Origin of the sequence: Microbacterium phoenicis, assembly GCF_047302325.1 — a bacterium.
Lineage (GTDB): Bacteria > Actinomycetota > Actinomycetes > Actinomycetales > Microbacteriaceae > Microbacterium.
This window is the reverse complement of sequence record NZ_CP154849.1, coordinates 2,201,930-2,222,136: the sequence shown is the minus strand read 5'-3', so window position 1 is coordinate 2,222,136 and position 20,207 is coordinate 2,201,930. Positions and strand designations below refer to the sequence as shown.

The following is a 20,207-nucleotide window of genomic DNA, read 5'->3' as shown; positions in this document are numbered from 1 at the left end:
CTCAGGCCTCGATGCGGACGTCGAGTCCCAGGTCGAGCGCCCGCGCCGAATGCGTCAGCGCGCCGACCGAGATGACATCGACACCGGTCTCGGCGATCGCCCGCACGGTGTCGAGGGAGACCCCGCCGGATGCCTCGACGGTCGCCCGCCCCGCCACCTGCGCGACACCCGTCCGGAGGTCCGCGAGGGTGAAGTTGTCGAGCATGATCGTGCCGATGCCCGCGGCGAGCACGGCCTCGATCTGGTCGAGACGGTCGACCTCGATCTCGATGTGGGCGGTGTGGGGCAGACGGGTCTTGGCCTCGATGATCGCCTCGGTGACCGACAAGCCCGAGCGCGTGAGCACGGCGAGGTGGTTGTCCTTGGCCATCACGGCATCCGACAGCGAATGGCGGTGGTTGGCGCCGCCGCCGCTGCGGACGGCGTGCCGCTCGAAGGCGCGCAGGCCCGGTGTCGTCTTGCGGGTGTCGGCGATGCACACGCCCGTCCCGGCCACCGCATCCCGGTAGGCGGCGGTCACGGTCGCGATGCCCGACATCCGCTGGACGAAGTTCAAGCCGATCCGCTCCGCCGTCAGGATGGCGCGGGCGGGTCCCGTCACGACGGCGAGGACATCGCCGCGGGAGAAGCGGGCTCCGTCCGGCACCCGGAGATCCGTTTCGACACCGTGGTCGGTGAGGGTGAACGCCGCAGAGAACACGGCGCCGCCACTGAACACGCCGGCTTCCCGCGCGACGAGTTCGGCCGTCGCGGTGGCGGATGCCGGGATCAGCGCTTCGCTCGTGATGTCACCCCACGGGGCGTCCTCGAGGAGGGCTGCGCGGACAGTGGTCTCGATGACGGCGGGTGAGAGCATCACGCAGCCCCTTCCAGGTCGGGTCGGATGCGCGCGTCAGCGGAGGCCGGGTCGTCCGTGCGCTGGTGGGAACCCACCGAACCGGTCCGCGCGAGGGCGGCGGCGACCATGAGCTCTGCGACGAGCAGGAGGTTGGCGTCCTCGTGCTCCGGCAGGGTCAGCGGCGACGTGGCGGAGGCGCGCCACGCCGCGAGGGTGCGCACCGCACGGCGAAGCCCGTCGCCGTCGCGCGTCACCCCGGCATCCGCCCACATGAGCTCCTGCAGTGCGCGCCGACTGAAGGGCGGGTGCGGGATGCCGTCGGCCGCCGTCTCGCGGACAGTCGGGGCGTCGGCGTGCACGGGCCACGCCGCACCGTCTGTGGCCGCGGCATGACCGGCACGGGCGCCGAAGACGGCGCCCTCGAGCAGGGAGTTCGACGCGAGACGATTCGCCCCGTGGACTCCGGTCCGCGCGACCTCGCCGACCGCGTACAGGCCTGGGACGTCGGTGCGGCCGTCGAGGTCGGTGACCACGCCGCCCATCAGGTAGTGGGCGGCCGGTGTGACGGGGATCGGCTCGCGCGCCCAGTCGAGCCCGCGCGAGCGGACGGCGGCGTCGATGGTGGGGAACCGGGCGGCGAGGAACCGTGCTCGCTCGTCGGGGTCGGGGCTGTGGACCGCCGTGGCGTCGAGGAGGACGGGTCGTCCGCCCTGGCGCGCCATGGCGGCCGTGATCGCGCGGGCGACGACGTCGCGGGGCGCCAGTTCGCCGTCCGGGTGGACGTCGACGGCGAATCGGCGTCCGCTCTCGTCGCGGAGGACCGCGCCGTCGCCGCGCACGGCCTCGGAGACGAGGAACGCGTCGCCGGTGGCGAGCACCGTGGGGTGGAACTGCACGAACTCGAGGTCTTGCACGGCAGCGCCCGCCCTGGCGGCGAGGGCGATGCCGTCGCCGGTCGCCACGGCGGGGTTGGTCGAGTGGGCGAACAGCCGGCCTGCGCCACCCGTCGCGAGGATCACGGCGTCCGCCTCGATGCACTCGCCGCCGAGGATGTCCACACCGACGACACGTCCGCCCCGGCGGACCAGGTCGGTCACGAAGCAGTGCTCGAGGACACGGATGCCGCTCCGGTGGATCTGCTCGACGAGCGCGCGCTCGATCTCGGCGCCGGTGGCGTCGCCCCCGGCGTGCAGGATGCGGGGGAACGAGTGCGCGCCCTCCAGTCCCGCGCGGAGTGTTCCGTCGGCGTCCCGATCGAACTGCACGCCCGCGGCGATGAGGTCCCGGATGCGGTCCGGACCTTCCGTGACGAGGACGTCGACGGCGGCCGGGTCCGCCAGGCCCGCTCCGGCGACGAGGGTGTCGCGGGCGTGATCGGCGGTCCGATCGGCGGGGGAGAGCGCGCCCGCGATGCCGCCCTGCGCGTACCGCGTGTTGGCTTCGGCCAGCTCGCTCTTGGTGACGATCGTCACCGTCGAGCCACCGGCATCCGCGTGGAGGGCGGCGGTCAACCCGGCGATGCCCGAGCCGACCACGACGACGCAGGTCACGGCTTGGCCGCCAGCATCCGCTCGAGGGCGACGCGCGCCGGTTGGGCGACGTCGGCCGGCACCGTGATGCGGTTGCGCACCTCGCCGGCGACGAGCCCTTCGAGGATCCAGGCGAGGTAGCCAGGGTGGATCCGGTACATCGTCGAGCACGGGCAGACGACCGGGTCGAGACAGAAGATCTCGTGCTGCGGGAACTGCGCCGCCAGACGCTGGACGAGGTTGATCTCGGTGCCGATAGCGAATGTCGTGGGCTCGGTAGCCGCGGCGATGGCCTTCCGGATGTAATCCGTCGAGCCCGCCTCGTCCGCCGCGTCGACGACGTCCATCGGGCATTCGGGGTGCACGATCACCCGGACGCCCGGGTGATCCGCCCGCGCGGCGGCGATCTGGTCGACCGTGAACCGGCGGTGCACCGAGCAGAAGCCGTGCCAGAGGATGACGCGGGCGTCGGCGAGCTCGCTCTCGGTCGATCCGCCGAGCGCTTTTCGCGGATTCCACATCGGCATCTGCTCGAGGGGGACGCCCATGGCCTTCGCCGTGTTGCGGCCGAGGTGCTGGTCGGGGAAGAAGAGCACGCGACGTCCCCGGGTGAAGGCCCACTCGAGGACGGTCCGTGCATTCGACGAGGTGCAGACGATCCCGCCGTGGCGGCCCACGAAGCCCTTGATCGCCGCGGACGAGTTCATGTACGTCACGGGAATGACAGGGAGCAGCCCCTCGGCATCCGGAGTGTCCATGTCGCCGTACACATCGGCGAGCTGCTCCCAGCACTCCTCGACCTGGTCGATGTCGGCCATGTCGGCCATGGAGCAGCCGGCCGCGAGGTTGGGGAGGATGACGGCCTGCTCCGGGCGGGAGAGGAGATCGGCGGTCTCGGCCATGAAGTGCACGCCGCAGAAGACGATCGCCTCGGCGTCGGGGTGCTCGAGGGCGGCGTTGGCGAGCTGGAAGCTGTCACCGACGTAGTCCGCGTGGGTGACGACCTCTTCGCGCTGGTAGAAGTGCCCGAGTACGACGACGCGCTCGCCGAGGGTCTGCTTCGCAGCGACGATGCGCGCGGCGAGCTCTGACTCGTCCGCCTCGCGGTACTCGGCGGGCAGCTGCCCCTGTCGGGGCGCGCCCGTGGGGATGACGTCGCCCATCGACGAGCCGGGTCCGTAGCCCGGGCGGGTGTCGAAGGTCCAGGGGCCGGCGGCGAGGTCGGTGTTGCACGTCTCGGCGGTGGTCTCACCGGCGACGATCGCCTGGATCTCGTGATCGACGCTGGGGTCTATGGGACGGGGCTGGATGGTGACGAGGGTGGCGCTCATGTCGGTTCGGGTCCTTCACTGCGGGAGCGGGCCGCGATCGGCCAGCTCGACGTCCTGGTTGTAGCGGTAGAGGCGGGCGGGGCGGTGGCTCCCGGTGCGGAAGTCATCGGTGGGGATGAGGGTGCCGGATCCGTCGACTTGGCGGCGGAAGTTCGCGGGGTCGAGGCGCCGGCCGAGGATCGCCTCGTAGACCTCCCGGAGTTCGGCGAGGGTGAAGCGGTCCGGGAGGAATCCGTGGGCGATGCGGCTGTAGCCCACCTTGTTGCGCAGCCGCCACAGGGCGTAGTCGACGATGTGGTTGTGGTCGAAGGCCAGGGCCGGCAGAGCCGTGGCATCGAACCAGGCGACGTTGTGCAACTCGGTGGCCTCGGTGACGTCCTCGCGCACGAGCGCCCAGTACACGATCGACACGACGCGGCCGGGGGACCGCCCGACATCCCCGAAGGCATACAGCTGTTCGAGGTAGCTCGGTGCCAGCCCGGTCGTCTCGGCGAGGGTGCGGGATGCCGTCGCCTCGATGTTCTCGACGGGGTCGACCCACCCGCCCGGCAGGGCCCACTGGCCCTCGTGCGGGTCGCGCGTCCGGCGCACGAGCGGCAGCTCGATGCGCGCATCGTCGGCGTCCCGTCGCAGGCGGAAGATGACCGTCGACACGGCGACGCCGATGGGGGAGGAGGAAGGTGTTCTTGTCATGGTGACCTTAAGTGCTGGCTCGATCTTAGAGTCAGAGTGACAAGAACAGCAACACGAACCGATTTCACAGGGGGCGAGTCCTACGCTGATCACGAGGAACCGCCGGCTCTCCCGGGCGGACTCGTCAAGGGAGGCCCGCCGTGCTCGTCGTCGACATCATCGTCGTGCTCGTGCTCATTGCGGCACTGTTCGGCGGGCTGTTGCGCGGCCTCGTCGCGACGGCGGGGACCCTCGTCGGCATCATCCTCGGCGCGGTGATCGCGGTCTGGCTCACGCCCGTCATCGCGCCCACCTTCGCCGGCTGGGAGTACCGCAGCCTCGTCCTCGCGATCATCGCCCTCGGGATCGTCGTCGTCCTCGCCTCGATCGGAACCGCCGTCGGCGCGCGCCTGCGCCGCGGGGTCGACCGCGCCAAGCTCGCGCCCCTCGATCGGATCCTCGGCGGGCTCGTGAACACGGTCGCCGCCGCCATCGTCCTCCTGCTCGCGAGCGGTGCGATCGTCGGGTCCGGGATGCCGGTGGTCGCCCCCGCCGTGGCGTCCTCCCGCGTGCTGGGCGCCATCGACGCGGTCACGCCGCCCGCGGTCGATTCCGCGCTCGCCGAGCTCCGCGGCTTCATCGTCGACGAGGGCATCCCGCGCGTCGGCGACCTGCTGGCACCCGAGGTCGAGCCCACGGCGCCCCCGGTGTCGCTCGACGATCCGCAGCTCGAGCGGGCCGCGGCATCCGTCGCCCGCATCAGCGGCAACGCGTACGCGTGCGGAGCGTCGCTGACCGGTTCGGGGTTCGTCGTCGCGAACGACCTCGTCGTCACGAACGCCCACGTCGTGGCGGGCGTCGACACCCCGCTCGTCGAGCTCCCGGGCCGGGATGCCGAGGAAGGACGCGTCGTGTACTTCGACCCGATCGATGACATCGCCGTGATCAGCGTCGCCGGTCTCGACGCGCGGCCGCTCCCCATCGTGGGCGACGTTGCGGCAGGCACGCCGGTCGCCGTCCAGGGCTACCCCCTCGGCGGTCCCTTCACGAGCACCTCGGCGTATGTCCTCTCGGTGGGGAACGCGATCGTGTCGGACATCTACGAGGACAGCTCGCAGCCCCGTGAGATCTACGCGCTCGAGGCGGACGTGCGCCCGGGCAACTCCGGTGGCCCGCTGCTGACGGCGAATGGCGAAGTGACCGGCCTCGTCTTCGCCCGGGGGCAGGACGACGCGACGCGCGGGTACGCCATGACGACGGAGGAACTCCAGCCTGCGCTCGAGGTCTCGGCCGACGCGGCGACCGTGTCTTCCGGGAAGTGCGCGCGCTGAGGCCGTATCGGCGCTGCGGGGGCCGGTGATAGGCTCGCGCTCACAATCGCACACCGGACCATCGCGTCTGCTCGGGAGAAGCCCTCGTGGCTGCCGAAGGAGCAATCCCTCCCCGGAATCTCTCAGGCCCCCGTACCGAGCCGACATGGTCACTCTGAAAAGCGGCACCCTCGGGTGCCCGCCGACGGGGCAAGCGGGCACCGCCCGTGAAATCTCTCAGGCCGATGACAGAGGGGGAGGAACTCACCCGCATCCCGCTGCGCCGTCAGGAGTTCCGTTGTTCCCACCGTCTCACCCACCCGCTCGCTCACCGCGATGACCCCGAGCATCGGCGTCTTCGACCTGTTCACCGTCGGTATCGGGCCGTCCAGCTCGCACACGGTGGGGCCGATGCGGGCCGCGGCGGACTACGTGTCGCGGATCGACGCACGACGTGTTGCTCGAGTGCAGGTCGACCTCTACGGGTCGCTCGCGGCGACCGGCCGCGGACACGGCACGCTCACGGCCGTGCTCCTCGGGTTGGAGGGGCTCGAGCCCGAGGAGGTTCTGCCCGCCGAGGTGGAGGAGCGGACGGCGGCGATCGCGGAAGAGCGTCGGGTTCGCCTCGGCGGTACCGGGGATGTGCCCCTCTGCGAGGACGACATCGTCCTGCACCCCCTCACGATCCTCCCCGGGCACACCAACGGCCTGCGACTGCAGGCGTGGGACGCCGAGGGGCTGCTGCTCGACGAGGCTGTGTACTACTCGACCGGTGGTGGGTTCATCGTCCGCGACGGCGAGCAGGCGCAGGCGACGACGGCGACCGCCGTCCCGTACCCCTTCGAGACGGCGGCCGAGCTCCTGGCCCATTGCGACAGCGAAGGCGTCTCGATGGCCGAGATCCAGCGCCGCAACGAGCTCGCCTCGCGCGATGAGGTCGAGGTCGAGACCGGCATCCTCCATCTCGCCGACGTCATGCGCGAGAGCGTCGCCTCCGGTGCGTCGCGGGACGGGATGCTGCCGGGCGGCCTGCGGGTCCCGCGCCGTGCGCCCGCGTGGCGGAACCGGCTTCGCCTCGACGACCCGACGGGGGAGGATCCCGCGCTCTGGCAGGAGTGGGTGAACTTCGTCGCCCTCGCGGTCAACGAGGAGAATGCATCCGGCGGACGGATCGTGACCGCACCGACGAACGGCGCCGCGGGGATCATCCCCGCCGTCCTGCACTACGCGACCCACTACGCGGCGAAGGGGCGGCCTCGCGACGAGGTCGTCATCCCCTTCCTGCTGACCGCCGCGGCGATCGGGGTCCTCTACAAGGCCCGCGCGTCGATCTCGGGCGCCGAGGTCGGCTGCCAGGGCGAGGTCGGCTCGGCATCCTCGATGGCGGCAGCAGGGCTCGCCGAGGTCCTTGGCGGAACGCCCCGGCAGGTCGAGAACGCCGCCGAGATCGCGATGGAGCACAACCTCGGCCTCACGTGCGACCCGATCGGCGGTCTCGTCCAGATCCCGTGCATCGAACGTAATGCGATCGCCGCGGCGAAGGCGATCAACGCCGCCAAGATGGCGCTGTGGGGCGACGGCACCCACCGCGTCTCGCTCGACGAGGTCATCGTGACCATGCGCGAGACGGGGCGCGACATGAGCAGCAAGTACAAGGAGACGGCGCTCGGCGGCCTCGCGGTCAGCGTCGTGGAATGTTGAGCGGAGACGGCATGACCGAGACCACGACCGAACCGCGGCGATCGCCGCTGCACGAGCTGCACGAGCGGCTCGGCGCGTCCTTCACCGATTTCGGCGGCTGGCTCATGCCCGTCCGCTACACGTCGGATCTCGCCGAGCACCATGCGGTGCGCAGCGCCGCCGGGATCTTCGACATCTCGCACATGGCGGAGTTCCGCGTCGAAGGGGTTGGCTCGGCGGACTTCCTCGACCGGGCACTGGCCGGACGGATCTCCTCGATGAAGGCGGGGAAGGCGAAGTACTCCCTCGTCCTCGCCGCCGACGGCGGCATCGTCGACGACGTCATCGTGTACCGGATCACGGACGACGAGTTCCTCGTCATCTCGAACGCCGGCAATCGCGCGGACGTCGCAGCCGCCTTCGCGGCCGTCGACCCGGGCGATGCCCGCATCCAGGACCTCACGGACCGGATGTCGCTCATCGCCGTGCAGGGCCCCGCGGCCCGCGGCATCCTCGAGGCAACTGCGGGGATCGCGGACGTCGACCCCGCCCTCGCCGACATGACCTACTACTCCTGGGCGCTCGGCTCGTTCCACGGCCGGAGCCTGTTCGTCGCCCGCACCGGGTACACCGGCGAGGACGGCTTCGAGCTCATGGTCCCGAACGAGACCGCTGCCGCCCTCTGGGAGGCCGTCACCGAGGCGGGCTCCGCGCACGGGCTCGTGCCCGCCGGGCTCGCCGCGCGCGACACCCTCCGCCTCGAGGCCGGGATGCCGCTCTACGGCCATGAGCTCTCGCGCGACATCGCACCCGCACAGGCGGGCCTCGGCCGCGTCGTCGTCACGGACAAGCAGGAGTTCGTCGGCAAGGACGGCCTCGCCGCCCGCGACCTCGACGGCGCTCCCGTCCTCGTGGGGCTCGTCACGGAGGGCCGCCGCGCCGGACGCGCCGGCTACGCCGTGCTCTCCGGGGACGACACCGTCGGCGAGATCACCTCGGGAGCCCTCAGCCCGACCCTCGGCCATCCCGTCGCGATGGCCCTCGTCCACCCCTCGGCATCCGCTGAGGGCACCGAACTGACCATCGACGTCCGGGGGACCCGCATCCCCGCGACCGTCACCGCCCTGCCCTTCTACCGGAGACAGAAATGACCGACCTCACCGCCCTCTCCTACACCGCCGAGCACGAGTGGATCGCCTTCGACGGCGACGTTGCGACCGTCGGCATCACCGACTACGCCGCCGAGAAGCTCGGTGACGTCGTCTTCGTCGAGCTCCCCGCCGTGGGCACCGCTGTCACCGCCGGTGACACCTGCGGTGAGATCGAATCGACCAAGTCCGTCGGCGAGCTCTACGCGCCGCTGACCGGCGAGGTCGTCGAGATCAACGACGCCGTCGTCGACGACCCCTCGTCGGTCAACGCCGGCGCGTTCGACGCGTGGCTCGTGAAGATCCGCGTCGACGGCTCGCCCACGGGCGACCTCCTCGACCGCGACGCCTACGTCGCGCTGACGGGCGGCGACGCGTGAGCTCGACCTTCCAGGGCCGCCACATCGGTACCGACGCGGCCGCGCAGGCCGAGATGCTCCGCGTCCTCGGGCGCGATTCCGTCGAGGCGCTCGTCAACACGGCCGTCCCCGACGCGATCCACGTCGCCGAGCGCGAGAGCATCATCCCACCCGCGGCGACCGAGGCCGAGGCGCTCGCAGAGCTCCGCGACCTCGCGTCGCAGAACCGTGCGGCGCGCGCGATGATCGGCCTCGGCTACTACGACACGCTGACGCCGTCGGTGATCCAGCGGAACGTCCTCGAGAACCCGTCCTGGTACACGGCCTACACGCCGTACCAGCCCGAGATCTCGCAGGGCCGCCTCGAGGCGCTCATCAACTTTCAGACGATGGTGACCGACCTCACCGGGCTCGCGACGGCGAACGCGTCGATGCTCGATGAGTCCACCGCCGTCGTCGAGGGGATGCTGGTCGCCCGCCGCGCGTCGAAGTCGGCGTCGAACGTGTTCCTCGTCGACGCGGACGCGATGCCGCAGACCAAGGCGCTGCTGCATCACCGGGCCGCCGCGGTCGGCGTGGAGATCCGGGAGACCTCCTACGGCGACGAGGTGCCCGCGGCGTTCGGCGCCTTCGTGCAGTACCCCGGCGCGACCGGACGGGTCTGGGACCCCTCCGAGGTCATCGCCGCCGTGCAGGCGCAGAAGGGCCTCGTCGTCGTCGCGGCCGACCTCCTCGCGCTCACCCTCCTCCGCTCGCCGGGGTCGATGGGCGCCGACGTCGCCGTCGGGACGACGCAGCGCTTCGGCGTGCCGATGGGCTTCGGCGGACCGCACGCCGGCTACATGGCCGTCCGCGCCGGTCTCGAGCGTCAGCTGCCGGGACGCCTGGTCGGCGTGTCGATGGATGCCGCGGGCCAGCCCGCCTACCGCCTGTCGCTGCAGACCCGCGAACAGCACATCCGCCGTGAGAAGGCGACCTCGAACATCTGTACCGCCCAGGTGCTGCTGGCCGTCATGGCCGCGATGTACGCCGTCTACCACGGTCCCGACGGCCTGCGCCGGATCGCCGAGGAGACCACCGCGAAGGCGTCCCTCCTGCGCGACTGGCTGATCGGCTCCGGGGCGGACGTGATGCACGAGGCGTTCTTCGACACGCTCGTGGTCCGCACGCCGGGTCGCGCGGAGGACCTCATCGCCGATGCGCGCCGCCGCGGTTACCAGCTGTGGTTCCGCGACAGCGACTCCGTCGGGATCTCGGTCGACGAGACGACGACCGTCGCGGACCTGCAGGCCGTGGCATCCGTCTTCGGCGTAGATTCGTCGAAGGTGTTCGTGCCGCTGCGGGACCGGAACGCCCACCTGCCCGAGTCGCTCCGGCGCGCGGAGGAGTACCTGACGCATCCCGTCTTCAACACGCACCGCTCCGAGACGGCCATGATGCGGTACCTGAAGCAGCTCGCAGACCGCGACTATGCGCTCGACCGCGGCATGATCCCGCTCGGGTCCTGCACGATGAAGCTCAACGCGGCGACCGAGATGGCGGCCGTGTCGTGGCCCGAGTTCGCGCGGGTCCACCCGTTCGCCCCGGCCGAGGACGTCGCCGGGTACCTCGTGATGATCGAGCAGCTCGAAGCGTGGCTCGCCGAGGTGACCGGGTACGACGCGGTGTCGCTGCAGCCGAACGCGGGGTCGCAGGGCGAGCTCGCGGGCCTGCTCGCCATCCGCGGGTACCACCACTCGCGAGGCGACCTGCACCGCGACGTCTGCCTCATCCCGTCGTCCGCGCACGGGACCAACGCGGCATCCGCCGTCCTCGCGGGGATGCGGGTCGTCGTCGTCGCGTGCGACGAGGCCGGCAACGTCGACCTCGAGGACCTGCGCGCCAAGGTGGCTGCGCACGCCGACAACCTGGCAGCGCTCATGATCACCTACCCGTCGACGCACGGCGTGTACGAGCACGACGTCATGGACATCACCGGCGCGGTGCACGAAGCCGGCGGCCAGGTGTATGTCGACGGTGCGAACCTCAACGCCCTGCTCGGGTTCGCCCGGTTCGGCGACCTCGGCGGCGACGTGTCGCACCTGAACCTGCACAAGACGTTCGCGATCCCCCACGGTGGTGGCGGACCCGGTGTGGGTCCCGTCGCGGCGAAGGCGCACCTCGCTCCGTTCCTGCCGTCGCACCCGATGGCGCAGCGCGCCGAGCACGCCGGCGGCCATGTCTTCGACGGTGGACCGGTGTCGGCCGCGCCCTACGGCTCGGCGTCGATCCTGCCGATCTCGTGGGCGTACGTGCGGATGATGGGCGCCGACGGCCTCCGGCAGGCGACCGGCGCGGCGGTGCTCGCGGCGAACTACGTCGCCCGCCGTCTTGAAGGCCACTATCCGGTGCTGTATGCGGGCGAGGGCGGGCTCGTCGCGCACGAGTGCATCCTCGACCTGCGTCCGCTCAAGGAGGCCACCGGCATCACGGTCGACGACGTCGCGAAGCGGCTCATCGACTACGGCTTCCACGCCCCGACGATGTCGTTCCCGGTCGCCGGGACGCTCATGGTAGAGCCGACGGAGTCCGAGGACCTCGCCGAGCTCGACCGCTTCGTCGAGGCGATGATCGCGATCCGCGGCGAGGCCGACGCGGTGGCGGCGGCGGAGTGGCCGGCGAACGACAACCCGCTGGTGAACGCACCGCACTCCGCGGCATCCGTCATCACCAGCGAATGGGCGCACCCGTACCCGCGCGAGATCGCCGTGTACCCCGTGCCCGGCATCGTGCGCACGAAGTACTGGCCGCCCGTCCGCCGCATCGACAACGCCTACGGCGACCGCAACCTCGTCTGCGCCTGCCCCCCGATCGAGGCCTTCGCCTGACGCTCGGCCCGGGGTGTCCGCCCCGCGGGGTGGACGCCCCGGGCGCCGTCGGGCTCGGCAGCGCGCGACCTCGCTACGCGCGCCCCCGTTTCGCGAGACTGCACCTGTACGCCAAGACCGCGGTTCCATACGGCTGTCTCGGCGCGCAGATGCAGTCTCGCGGCACGGGCGGCGGGCGGCGGGAGACCGCGTGCTCCGACACCGCGCGGCGGACGGGCGCACACGCGCAAGCCCGGCTTTCCCGCGAGACCGCGCGTGGACGCCGAGACCGCGGTTTCAGACCGCTGACTCGGCGCGTGCGTGCAGTCTCGGGGCGCAGTGGCGCGGGGCGAGCGCGAGTCGGGCGGTCGCGAGGCGATACGGGTCGGGGAGCGCGATGCGCGGGAGGCCCGCGCCCCGAAGGATGCCGTCCAGAGCGTCGGGGTCGACGAGGTCTGACCAGCCCCAGTGCACGACTGAGCGGATGCCTCGCGACCGGAGGCGGTGATCCCGCTCTCGGCGCGCGCGCAGCAGAGACACGGGGTCACCGAACCGGCCGTCGAATTTGAGGTCGCCGTCCGCCTCCCCGGCAATCCCCGATCCTGGCCACCAGAAGTCGGTCCGGTCGGTGACGGCTGGCCCGCTCCAGTCGGTCTGCAGCTCCGGTTCCTCGTAGCCGAGCAACTCGATGATCGCCCGACTCGCGGACTCGAGAGTGGACTCCGCTTCAGCCCTGGCACGATGCAGGGGCCACCGGGCGATGCGGCGCCCCCGCGAACTCGGCCGCTGCTCGTTCTGTTCGACGAGCGATTCCACGGATGCCGCTGGATCCAGACGCAGCGCGGCATCGGCAGCGATCAGCCCCACCACCACGTGGCGAGCCCTCGCGAGATCGACGGCGCAGTCCGCCGGCGCGACGGCGGCGAATCCGCCGAAGTCGACGACGTCCCGCGCGCCCGTCGTCGTGTGAAGGCGGAGCCCGGCGTGCAGGCGCGACGTGCGGGTCGGGTCGCCCACGGCGTGGACGACGCCGGGGTCGCCGAGCACCGGCATCCCCCAGATCGCCGCGGCCGACTCGTGGCTCAGGACGAGTCCGGGGTGCACCAGGATCGTGGCGTGAACGCGAGCCAGATAGCGGTCCCACGGGGGGAGCGGTCGCCACGACGCCGTTGGCGAGTAGACCCCGCGCACGACCGACACGAGCTCGCCTCGTGACGCGAGGCGGGCGGCGTGGGGCACATCCCGCGCGCGCAGGAGCGGTACCGGGCAGGCGACGGGAGCGGGGCGGGCGACGGGCAGGAGGTCGGCGTTCCACGGCATGGCCCCGATGTTCGCGAGGCGCCGTCCGCCCGAGCGCCACCGCACCCCGCCTGGTGGACTCCGCGCCGAGCGCGCACGCGGTGGAGGAACCGTCGCCCGTCCCGTCCCCACCGTGAGACAGCACGCGGCGCACGAGACCGCAGCGCCGCGCGGCAGCCTCGGCGCGCACGTGCAGTCTCGCGGGATCGGAGCCCGAAACCCGGCCCGCGCGTCCGGGCTACGCCGGCGGGCCGAACACGCCGGGCCACCAGGCGGCGGCGAGGGGGTATCCCACGAACGCGATGATGTCGATGAGCACGTGGGCGACGACGAGCGGCATGACCCGGCCCCAACGGGAGTACACCCATCCGAAGACGACGCCCATCGCCATGTTCCCGATGAGCGGACCGAAGCCCTGGTACGCGTGATACGCCCCGCGCAGCGCCGCTGTCGACACGATGATCGTCCACGTGTTCCATCCGAGGCGTCGCAGGCGGTCGAAGAGGTAGCCCACCATGACGACCTCCTCCAAGAGGCCCGCGCGGAGTGCCGCGAGGAGGAGGAGCGGAATCGTCCACCAGGACGAATCGAGCGGCGAGGCATCCACCTGCACGGTGATGCCCAGAACGCGGCCGAGCGCGTAGAGTCCCAGGCCGGGAACGCCGATGATCAGCACGAGGAGTGCGCCGCCGCCCAGGTTGCGTCCGAATCGTTCGAAGGTCAGGCCGATCTTCGCGAAGCCCGAACGTGCGGGCTCCCACAGCAGATAGATCGCCAGCGCGACGGGGGCGAACGCGAAGAACGCATCGACGAACCGGCCGATGACGTCCCATACGGCCGAGGGCGCCGCCCCGGGGTTCAGGGACGTCTGCTGATCCCCGAGGGGTGCGCGTGTGAGCGCTTCGACGAGAGCGAGCACCGAATAGACCGCAGAACGCCCCAGCGAGAGCGCGAGGACGATTCCGATCTCCCACCACAGCCGCGCGCGGTGTGGAGCGGGGGAGTCCGCGAAAGCTGCCATCCGGTCAGGATGCCACGTCCAGCTCGGCCACCGGCGCCGATACACGTGAGCTATCACACTGCTTTATCCAGAGCGTCCCAAGTAAAGGCTGTGTAACGGTCTTGTGAGGGATTTGTCGCATTGCGCTCAGCCTGCTTAGTGTGCTTCTCATCACGCCTGGGTCTCGAAGCCTCGACCCGGGCTTTCATTAGGTCTCTTGGAGGACACTTTGAAGCGCAACAAGATTGGCGTGGCGGGCCTCGCCCTGCTCGGTGCGACCAGCCTGGTTCTCGCCGGCTGCGCCAGCGGCGGTGGCGACACCAACACCGACGACAACAGCTCCGGCGGCACCACGACCGAGGTCATCTCGACCAACGGCTCGGAGCCCCAGAACCCGCTGATCCCCACCAACACGAATGAGACCGGTGGTGGAAAGGTCGTCGACTCGATCTTCGCGGGCCTCATCTCCTACAAGGCGGACGGCGCCGTCGAGAACGACGTCGCCGAGTCGATCACCACCGACTCGCCCACCCAGCTGACGGTCAAGATCCGTGAGGGCCTGAAGTTCACCAACGACGAAGAGGTCACCGCTGACAGCTTCATCAATGCGTGGAACTACGGTGCACTGGCATCCAACAAGCAGAATTCGTCGTACTTCTTCGAGGACATCGAGGGCTTCAGCTACGACGAGGACTCGGAGCTGAGCGGTCTGAAGAAGGTCGACGACTACACCTTCACCATCACGCTCAACAAGCCGGCCTCCGACTTCGCGCAGCGCCTGGGCTACTCGGCCTACGCGCCGCTCCCGTCGGTCGCGTTCGACGACATGAAAGCCTTCGGCGAGAACCCGATCGGCAACGGCCCGTACAAGCTGGCCAAGGAGGGCGCGTGGCAGCACGACGTCCGCATCGACCTGGTCCCCAACGAGGACTACGACGGGCCGCGTGCTGCCAAGAACGGTGGCCTCGACATCGTCTTCTACGCGACGCAGGATGCCGCATACCAGGACCTGCAGGCCGGTAACCTCGACGTCCTCGACGCTATCCCGGAGAGCGCGCTCGAGACCTACGAGTCGGACCTGGACGGACGTGCGGTCAACCAGCCCGCTGCCATCTTCCAGTCGATGACGATCCCCGAGTGGGTCGACGGTTTCCAGACGGACGAAGAGGGCAAGCTGCGTCGTGCGGCAATTTCTCACGCGATCAACCGCGACGAGATCACGAAGGTCATCTTCAAGGACACCCGTACCCCCGCCCAGGACTTCACGTCGCCGGTCATCGACGGCTGGAGCGACTCGGTTCCCGGCAACGAGGTCCTGGAGTACGACCCCGAGCTCGCCAAGGAACTGTGGGACCAGGCCGACGCGATCAAGCCTTACAGCGGCGAGGACTTCACGATCTCGTACAACGCCGACGGCAACCACCAGACGTGGGTGGACGCGGTGTCCAACTCGATCTCGGGTGTTCTCGGGATCAAGGCTGTCGGCAAGCCCTTCCCGGACTTCGCCACGTACCTCGACGCTCGCGACAACGAGAAGGTCGACGCGTTCCGCTCCGGCTGGCAGGCCGACTACCCCGGTCTGTACAACTTCCTCGGCCCGCTGTACGCGACCGGTGCAGGTTCTAACGACGGCAAGTACTCGGACAAGAAGTTCGATGACCTCCTCGCGAAGGGCATCAGCGAGACGGACGAGGCCGCCCGTAACGCGACGCTCCTCGAGGCGCAGTCGGTTCTCTTCGAGGACCTTCCCGCCATCCCGCTCTGGTACTCGAACGTGAACGGCGGTTGGGCTGAAGGCGTGAAGAACGTCGAGTTCGGCTGGAACTCCGTGCCGCTGTACTACGAGATCACCAAGTAATCTGTCTACAGCATCACCTCACACGAGGCGGTGACGGTCACCCGTCACCGCCTCGTGGCGTGACCCGACCATCTCACCTTTCTCCCAGGAACGCGGGATGAGTATGGGAGCGTCAGGGGCGCCGCTTTGCGGGGCCCTTCTTCGTGCGTGAGCACCGATTACGTCTTTTCCCTGAAAGGGGGGCCGAGGGTGGCCTACTACATCCTCCGACGGATCCTGCAGGTCATTCCGGTATTCATCGGTGCGACGCTGCTGATCTATTACATGGTCTTCGGACTACCCGGCGACCCGGTTGCCGCACTCTTCGGTGACAAGCAGCCGTCGCAGGCCGTCATCGATGCGCTCCGGGACCAGTACAAGCTCAACGAGCCGTTCATCGTCCAGTACGCCAACTACCTGAGTGGGGTGCTGCGGTTCGACTTCGGCAACACCTTCTCCGGACAGAGCGTGAACGACGTCATGGCGCGGACGGTCCCCGTGACTATGCGCCTCGCGATCATGTCGGTCGCCATCGCCTTCGTCCTCGCGGTCGTCATCGGTGCGCTGTCGGCCGTGTGGAAGGGGTCGATCTTCGACAATGGCGCGCTCGTGACCGCCCTCGTCTTCATCGCGATCCCGATCTTCGTCCTCTGCTTCCTCGCCCAGTACTTCCTCGGCGTCCAGCTCGGTTGGTTCCGTCCGACAGTGGGTGGACGCAACGACTGGGGTGACCTGTGGTTGCCCGCCATCGTCCTCGGGCTCAGCATCTACGCCTCGAGCATGCGTCTCACCCGCTCGTCGATGATCGAGTCGCTCGGTCAGGACTGGGTCCGTACCGCGTACTCGAAGGGTTTGTCGCGTCGCCGCGTCATCCCGGTCCATGTCCTGCGTAACTCGATGATCCCGATGGTGACCGACACGGCCACGCAGTTCGGTGTCCTGATGGTGGGCGCCACGGTCACCGAGGGCATCTTCAACGTGCCCGGCGTCGGCAACACCCTGTTCCAGGCAATCATCCGCCACGAGACCCCGACGGTCGTCTCCTTCGTCACGATCTTCGTCGTCATCTACGTGTTGGTGAACCTGGTCGTCGACCTCCTGTACGGCCTGCTCGACCCGAGGATCCGCTATGTCAAGTAATTCCAGTCACTACGTCGCACCGGTGAAGGCCGATGAGTTGGTCGTCGACCAGTTACGGCTGAGCGAGAAGAAGAGCAACCTGTGGCTGGACGCTTGGCGTGACCTGCGGCGTCGGCCCATGTTCTGGGTGTCGATCGTCCTCTGCCTGTTCATCATCGTGATCGCGGTCGCTCCCAACCTCTTCACGTCGGTAGCGCCCTCCGGCGGCGCGTGCCAGCTCTCCAAGAGCAACGGCGGGCCCGAGCCGGGTCACCCGCTCGGCTTCACTCTGCTCGGCTGCGACATCTGGTCCCGCGTGGTCCACGGAACGAGCGTGTCGATGTCGGTCGGTGTCCTGGCGACGGTCATCTCCACGGTGATCGGCCTGATCATGGGCGCTCTGGCCGGCTTCTACGGCGGTTTCCTGGACTCCCTGCTCTCGCGCGTCGGCGACATCTTCTTCACGATCCCTTACATCGTGGCCGCGGTCGTGGTCATGTCCGTTCTCGCGGAGCAGAAGAACGAGTTCGTTCTCGCCTTGGCGATCGGTGGCTTCTCGTGGGCCAGCACGGCGCGTATCGCTCGCGCTGAGGTCCTCCGTGTGAAGCAGTCGGACTACGTGACGGCATCCATCGCGATCGGCTTGTCACGATTCCGCACCCTCATCACCCACGTCATCCCGAACTCCATGGCGCCCGTCATCGTCGTGACCACCCTCGGTCTAGGCACCGCGATCGTCGCCGAGTCCACGCTGTCGTTCCTCGGTGTGGGCTTGGGCGGCGTGTCGTGGGGCGCTGACATCAGCCAGGCCCAGACGTCGATCCGGACGGCGCCGTTGTCGCTGTTCTGGCCGTCGCTCGCACTGACGATCTCCGTGCTGGCGTTCATCACGCTCGGAGAGCTCCTGCGCGACGCCGTCGATCCTAAGTCGAGGGCGCAGCGATGACGAGCGACAACGAGAACCCGACCAGCCGCGCGCGTCCGCGCAGCAGCCACAAGGAGAGCGCCGTGTCGCAGCCCCTCTTGCAGATCCGCGACCTGAGGGTCGCCTTCTCCGTCGGCAAGAAGGATCGAGAAGTCCTTCACGGCGTCGACCTCGACGTCTTCCCGGGTGAGACGGTCGCGATCGTCGGTGAGTCCGGATCCGGGAAGTCGACGACGGCAGCTGCCGTCATCGACCTCCTTCCGGGCACCGGCAAGGTGACCAGCGGCTCGATCCTTCTCGACGGCGTCGACCTGACCGCGGCGAGCCGTCGCCAGATGGAATCCATCCGCGGGCGCGACATCGGCTACGTCCCGCAGGACCCCATGTCCAACCTGAACCCGGTTTGGTCGATCGGGTTCCAGGTCGAGGAGGCCGTCCGTGCGAACGGTTTGGCTTCCACGCGGAAGCAGACGCGCGAACGCGCGATCGAGGTGCTGAAGCAGGCGGGACTGTCCGACGCTGAGCGTCGCATGCACCAGTTCCCGCACCAGTTCTCCGGAGGTATGCGCCAGCGGGCGCTGATCGGCATCGGTCTGGCGGCCGACCCGAAGCTCCTGATCGCCGACGAGCCCACCAGCGCACTCGACGTGACGGTGCAGCGCGTCATCCTCGACCACCTGGCTTCCCTGACTCGGGAGAAGGGCACGTCCGTGCTCTTCATCACGCACGACCTCGGTCTGGCTGCGGAGCGCGCGGACCGCATCGTCGTGATGAACCAGGGCGAGATCGTCGAGTCGGGACCGAGCCGCACCATTCTCGAATCGCCTCAGCATCCGTACACTCAGCGCCTCGTCGCTGCGGCCCCGAGTATCGCCTCGCAGCGAATTCAGTCCGTCGTGGAGCGTCGTGGCGTCGAGCACGCCGAAGAGGTGCTCGACGCGGAGCCGGTCGTCGAGGTCCGGAACCTCGTCAAGGAGTACAAGATCCGGTCGGGTGGCTTCCGCAGTGAGCCGTTCCGCGCGGTGGACGGAGTGTCCTTCCAGATCCCGCGGGGCAAGACCCTCGCGCTGGTGGGGGAGTCCGGCTCGGGCAAGTCGACGGTCGCCAAGATGGTCCTCCAGCTCGAGAAACCGACGAGTGGTTCGGTTCTCGTGGACGGTGCCGACACCTCGGGTATGAGCCGCAAAGAGGTCTTCGGCCTCCGCAGCCGCATGCAGCCCGTGTTCCAGGATCCCTACGGTTCACTCGACCCGCTCCGGAGCATCGGCGCCTTGATCGCCGAGCCGCTGCGTGTGCACGGCGTCGGTGATGAGAAATCGCGCCGCGAGCGCGTGTTCGAGCTCCTCGAGCAGGTGTCGCTCCCGCGTGAAGTCGCGTGGCGCTACCCGAACGAGCTCTCCGGCGGCCAGCGTCAGCGCATCGCCATCGCGCGCGCGCTCGCACTCAAGCCGTCGATCGTCGTCCTCGACGAGGCGGTATCGGCACTCGACGTGCTCGTGCAGGACCAGATCCTGCGTCTGCTCGCCGATCTTCAGTCCGAGCTCGACCTGACGTACCTCTTCATCACGCACGACCTCGCGGTCGTCCGTGTCGCCGCGGACCTGGTCTGCGTCATGGAGCAGGGGCGCGTCGTCGAGCAGGGCACGGTGGACGAGATCTTCACCACGCCCGCTCAGGACTACACGAAGCGGCTCCTCGCGGCCATCCCCGGGGCGGACATCCCCCTGGGTGGGCGTGCATGACGAGCCCCCTGGAGAGCGGAGGAACCGGGCACGACGCCCGGTTCCTCCGCCCTCGAGTCTTCCGCGCCTCGTCGACGCTGGTCTCCTTCTGGGTCGTCGTCGCGGTGCTGGCGTTCTTCCTCGGTGATGCCGCGCTGCGGGGCAGTTGGGCCTTCCTCGCTCGGTGGACCGCGCTTCTCGTCCTCATCGGCTGGCTCGCGTGGCTGTTGTTCTGGCGGTCGCAGGTTCGGGCCGATCGTGAGGGTGTCGTGATCATCAATGCTCTTCGCATCCACGATCTCCCCTGGTCGTCGGTGGCGGAGGTCGTCCAGTCGGCGCAGCTGCGTGTGGTGCTGGTCGAGGGCCGGCGCATCGATTGCTGGGGTGGGCCGTTCCCGCCGCGTCGGCGGATGACGAGGACACCGGATGCCTCGACGGATGCGGCGCTCGTCATGGAGGCTCTGCGGGAGGCGGCGACGCCGTCCACTCGTCCCGCGTCCTCTCGATGGGACCTCCCTGTGCTGTTCACCGGACTAGTGCTCGTCGCGCTCTCGATCGCTTCTGTGACACTTGTGCATCCGTGAAGTAAAGAT

General features: G+C 69.5%; 16 protein-coding genes and 2 riboswitches. Of the genes, 10 read left to right on the top strand and 6 right to left on the bottom strand.

Annotated elements, in window-relative coordinates:
* Position 1: 1 nt before the first annotated feature.
* Genes nadC through ABCU91_RS10895 form a run of 4 tightly spaced genes read right to left on the bottom strand, consistent with a single transcriptional unit; the run spans position 2 to position 4,391 of the window.
* A complete protein-coding gene (gene nadC / locus ABCU91_RS10910) occupies positions 2–856 on the bottom strand; it encodes a carboxylating nicotinate-nucleotide diphosphorylase (RefSeq protein ID WP_413353681.1) in 855 nt (284 codons plus the stop codon).
* On the bottom strand, positions 856–2,388 hold the full coding sequence (gene nadB, locus ABCU91_RS10905; protein WP_413353680.1) for an L-aspartate oxidase: 1,533 nt from the start codon (positions 2,386–2,388) through the stop codon (positions 856–858). Before nadB ends, nadC begins: the two co-directional genes overlap by 1 nt.
* A complete protein-coding gene (gene nadA, locus ABCU91_RS10900) occupies positions 2,385–3,698 on the bottom strand; it encodes a quinolinate synthase NadA (protein ID WP_413353679.1) in 1,314 nt (437 codons plus the stop codon). Before nadA ends, nadB begins: the two co-directional genes overlap by 4 nt.
* Positions 3,699–3,713: 15 nt before the next feature.
* Positions 3,714–4,391: an NUDIX hydrolase gene (locus ABCU91_RS10895; RefSeq protein WP_413353678.1), complete on the bottom strand. Its 678-nt coding sequence runs from the start codon at positions 4,389–4,391 to the stop codon at positions 3,714–3,716.
* 140 nt (positions 4,392–4,531) lie between these two features.
* On the opposite strand from ABCU91_RS10895, the gene ABCU91_RS10890 reads away from it, so the two are divergent.
* From ABCU91_RS10890 to gcvP, 5 genes are all read left to right on the top strand, one after another.
* The gene (locus tag ABCU91_RS10890) at positions 4,532–5,701 is read left to right on the top strand and encodes a MarP family serine protease (RefSeq protein WP_413353677.1); all 1,170 of its coding nucleotides are present in this window, start codon (positions 4,532–4,534) and stop codon (positions 5,699–5,701) included.
* 62 nt (positions 5,702–5,763) lie between these two features.
* Positions 5,764–5,849: riboswitch (glycine riboswitch) on the top strand.
* A riboswitch (glycine riboswitch) is annotated at positions 5,850–5,942 on the top strand. It begins immediately after the preceding riboswitch.
* Positions 5,943–6,016: 74 nt separating this feature from the next.
* Positions 6,017–7,381, top strand: coding sequence for an L-serine ammonia-lyase (locus tag ABCU91_RS10885; protein WP_406924017.1), 1,365 nt, complete (start codon positions 6,017–6,019; stop codon positions 7,379–7,381).
* A gap of 11 nt (positions 7,382–7,392) precedes the next feature.
* The gene (gcvT, locus tag ABCU91_RS10880) at positions 7,393–8,511 is read left to right on the top strand and encodes a glycine cleavage system aminomethyltransferase GcvT (RefSeq protein WP_406924018.1); all 1,119 of its coding nucleotides are present in this window, start codon (positions 7,393–7,395) and stop codon (positions 8,509–8,511) included.
* Positions 8,508–8,888, top strand: a complete 381-nt coding sequence (gene gcvH / locus ABCU91_RS10875) for a glycine cleavage system protein GcvH (protein ID WP_406924019.1) — start codon at positions 8,508–8,510, stop codon at positions 8,886–8,888. The genes gcvT and gcvH overlap by 4 nt, the downstream gene beginning before the upstream one ends.
* A 53-nt stretch (positions 8,889–8,941) precedes the next feature.
* A complete protein-coding gene (gene gcvP, locus ABCU91_RS10870) occupies positions 8,942–11,734 on the top strand; it encodes an aminomethyl-transferring glycine dehydrogenase (protein WP_406924561.1) in 2,793 nt (930 codons plus the stop codon).
* A gap of 276 nt (positions 11,735–12,010) precedes the next feature.
* Here gcvP and ABCU91_RS10865 read toward each other — a convergent pair whose 3' ends face one another.
* Together ABCU91_RS10865 and ABCU91_RS10860 are read right to left on the bottom strand one after the other, a co-directional pair.
* Positions 12,011–13,033, bottom strand: a complete 1,023-nt coding sequence (locus tag ABCU91_RS10865) for a hypothetical protein (protein WP_406924020.1) — start codon at positions 13,031–13,033, stop codon at positions 12,011–12,013.
* A 217-nt stretch (positions 13,034–13,250) separates the two neighbouring features.
* On the bottom strand, positions 13,251–14,033 hold the full coding sequence (locus ABCU91_RS10860) for a CPBP family intramembrane glutamic endopeptidase (RefSeq protein WP_406924021.1): 783 nt from the start codon (positions 14,031–14,033) through the stop codon (positions 13,251–13,253).
* A 208-nt stretch (positions 14,034–14,241) separates the two neighbouring features.
* Between ABCU91_RS10860 and ABCU91_RS10855 the strand changes: the two genes are divergently transcribed.
* The 5 genes from ABCU91_RS10855 (at position 14,242) to ABCU91_RS10835 (ending at position 20,198) form a co-directional block, all read left to right on the top strand.
* Positions 14,242–15,870, top strand: coding sequence for an ABC transporter substrate-binding protein (locus ABCU91_RS10855; RefSeq protein ID WP_406924022.1), 1,629 nt, complete (start codon positions 14,242–14,244; stop codon positions 15,868–15,870).
* 189 nt (positions 15,871–16,059) lie between these two features.
* Positions 16,060–16,989, top strand: a complete 930-nt coding sequence (locus tag ABCU91_RS10850; RefSeq protein WP_307470304.1) for an ABC transporter permease — start codon at positions 16,060–16,062, stop codon at positions 16,987–16,989.
* Entirely contained in the window at positions 16,979–17,914 is a 936-nt protein-coding gene (locus ABCU91_RS10845) for an ABC transporter permease (RefSeq protein WP_307470302.1), read from the top strand. Before ABCU91_RS10850 ends, ABCU91_RS10845 begins: the two co-directional genes overlap by 11 nt.
* Positions 17,911–19,635: an ABC transporter ATP-binding protein gene (locus ABCU91_RS10840; protein ID WP_413353676.1), complete on the top strand. Its 1,725-nt coding sequence runs from the start codon at positions 17,911–17,913 to the stop codon at positions 19,633–19,635. The genes ABCU91_RS10845 and ABCU91_RS10840 overlap by 4 nt, the downstream gene beginning before the upstream one ends.
* The gene (locus ABCU91_RS10835; protein WP_413353675.1) at positions 19,632–20,198 is read left to right on the top strand and encodes a hypothetical protein; all 567 of its coding nucleotides are present in this window, start codon (positions 19,632–19,634) and stop codon (positions 20,196–20,198) included. Before ABCU91_RS10840 ends, ABCU91_RS10835 begins: the two co-directional genes overlap by 4 nt.
* Positions 20,199–20,207 lie beyond the last annotated feature (9 nt).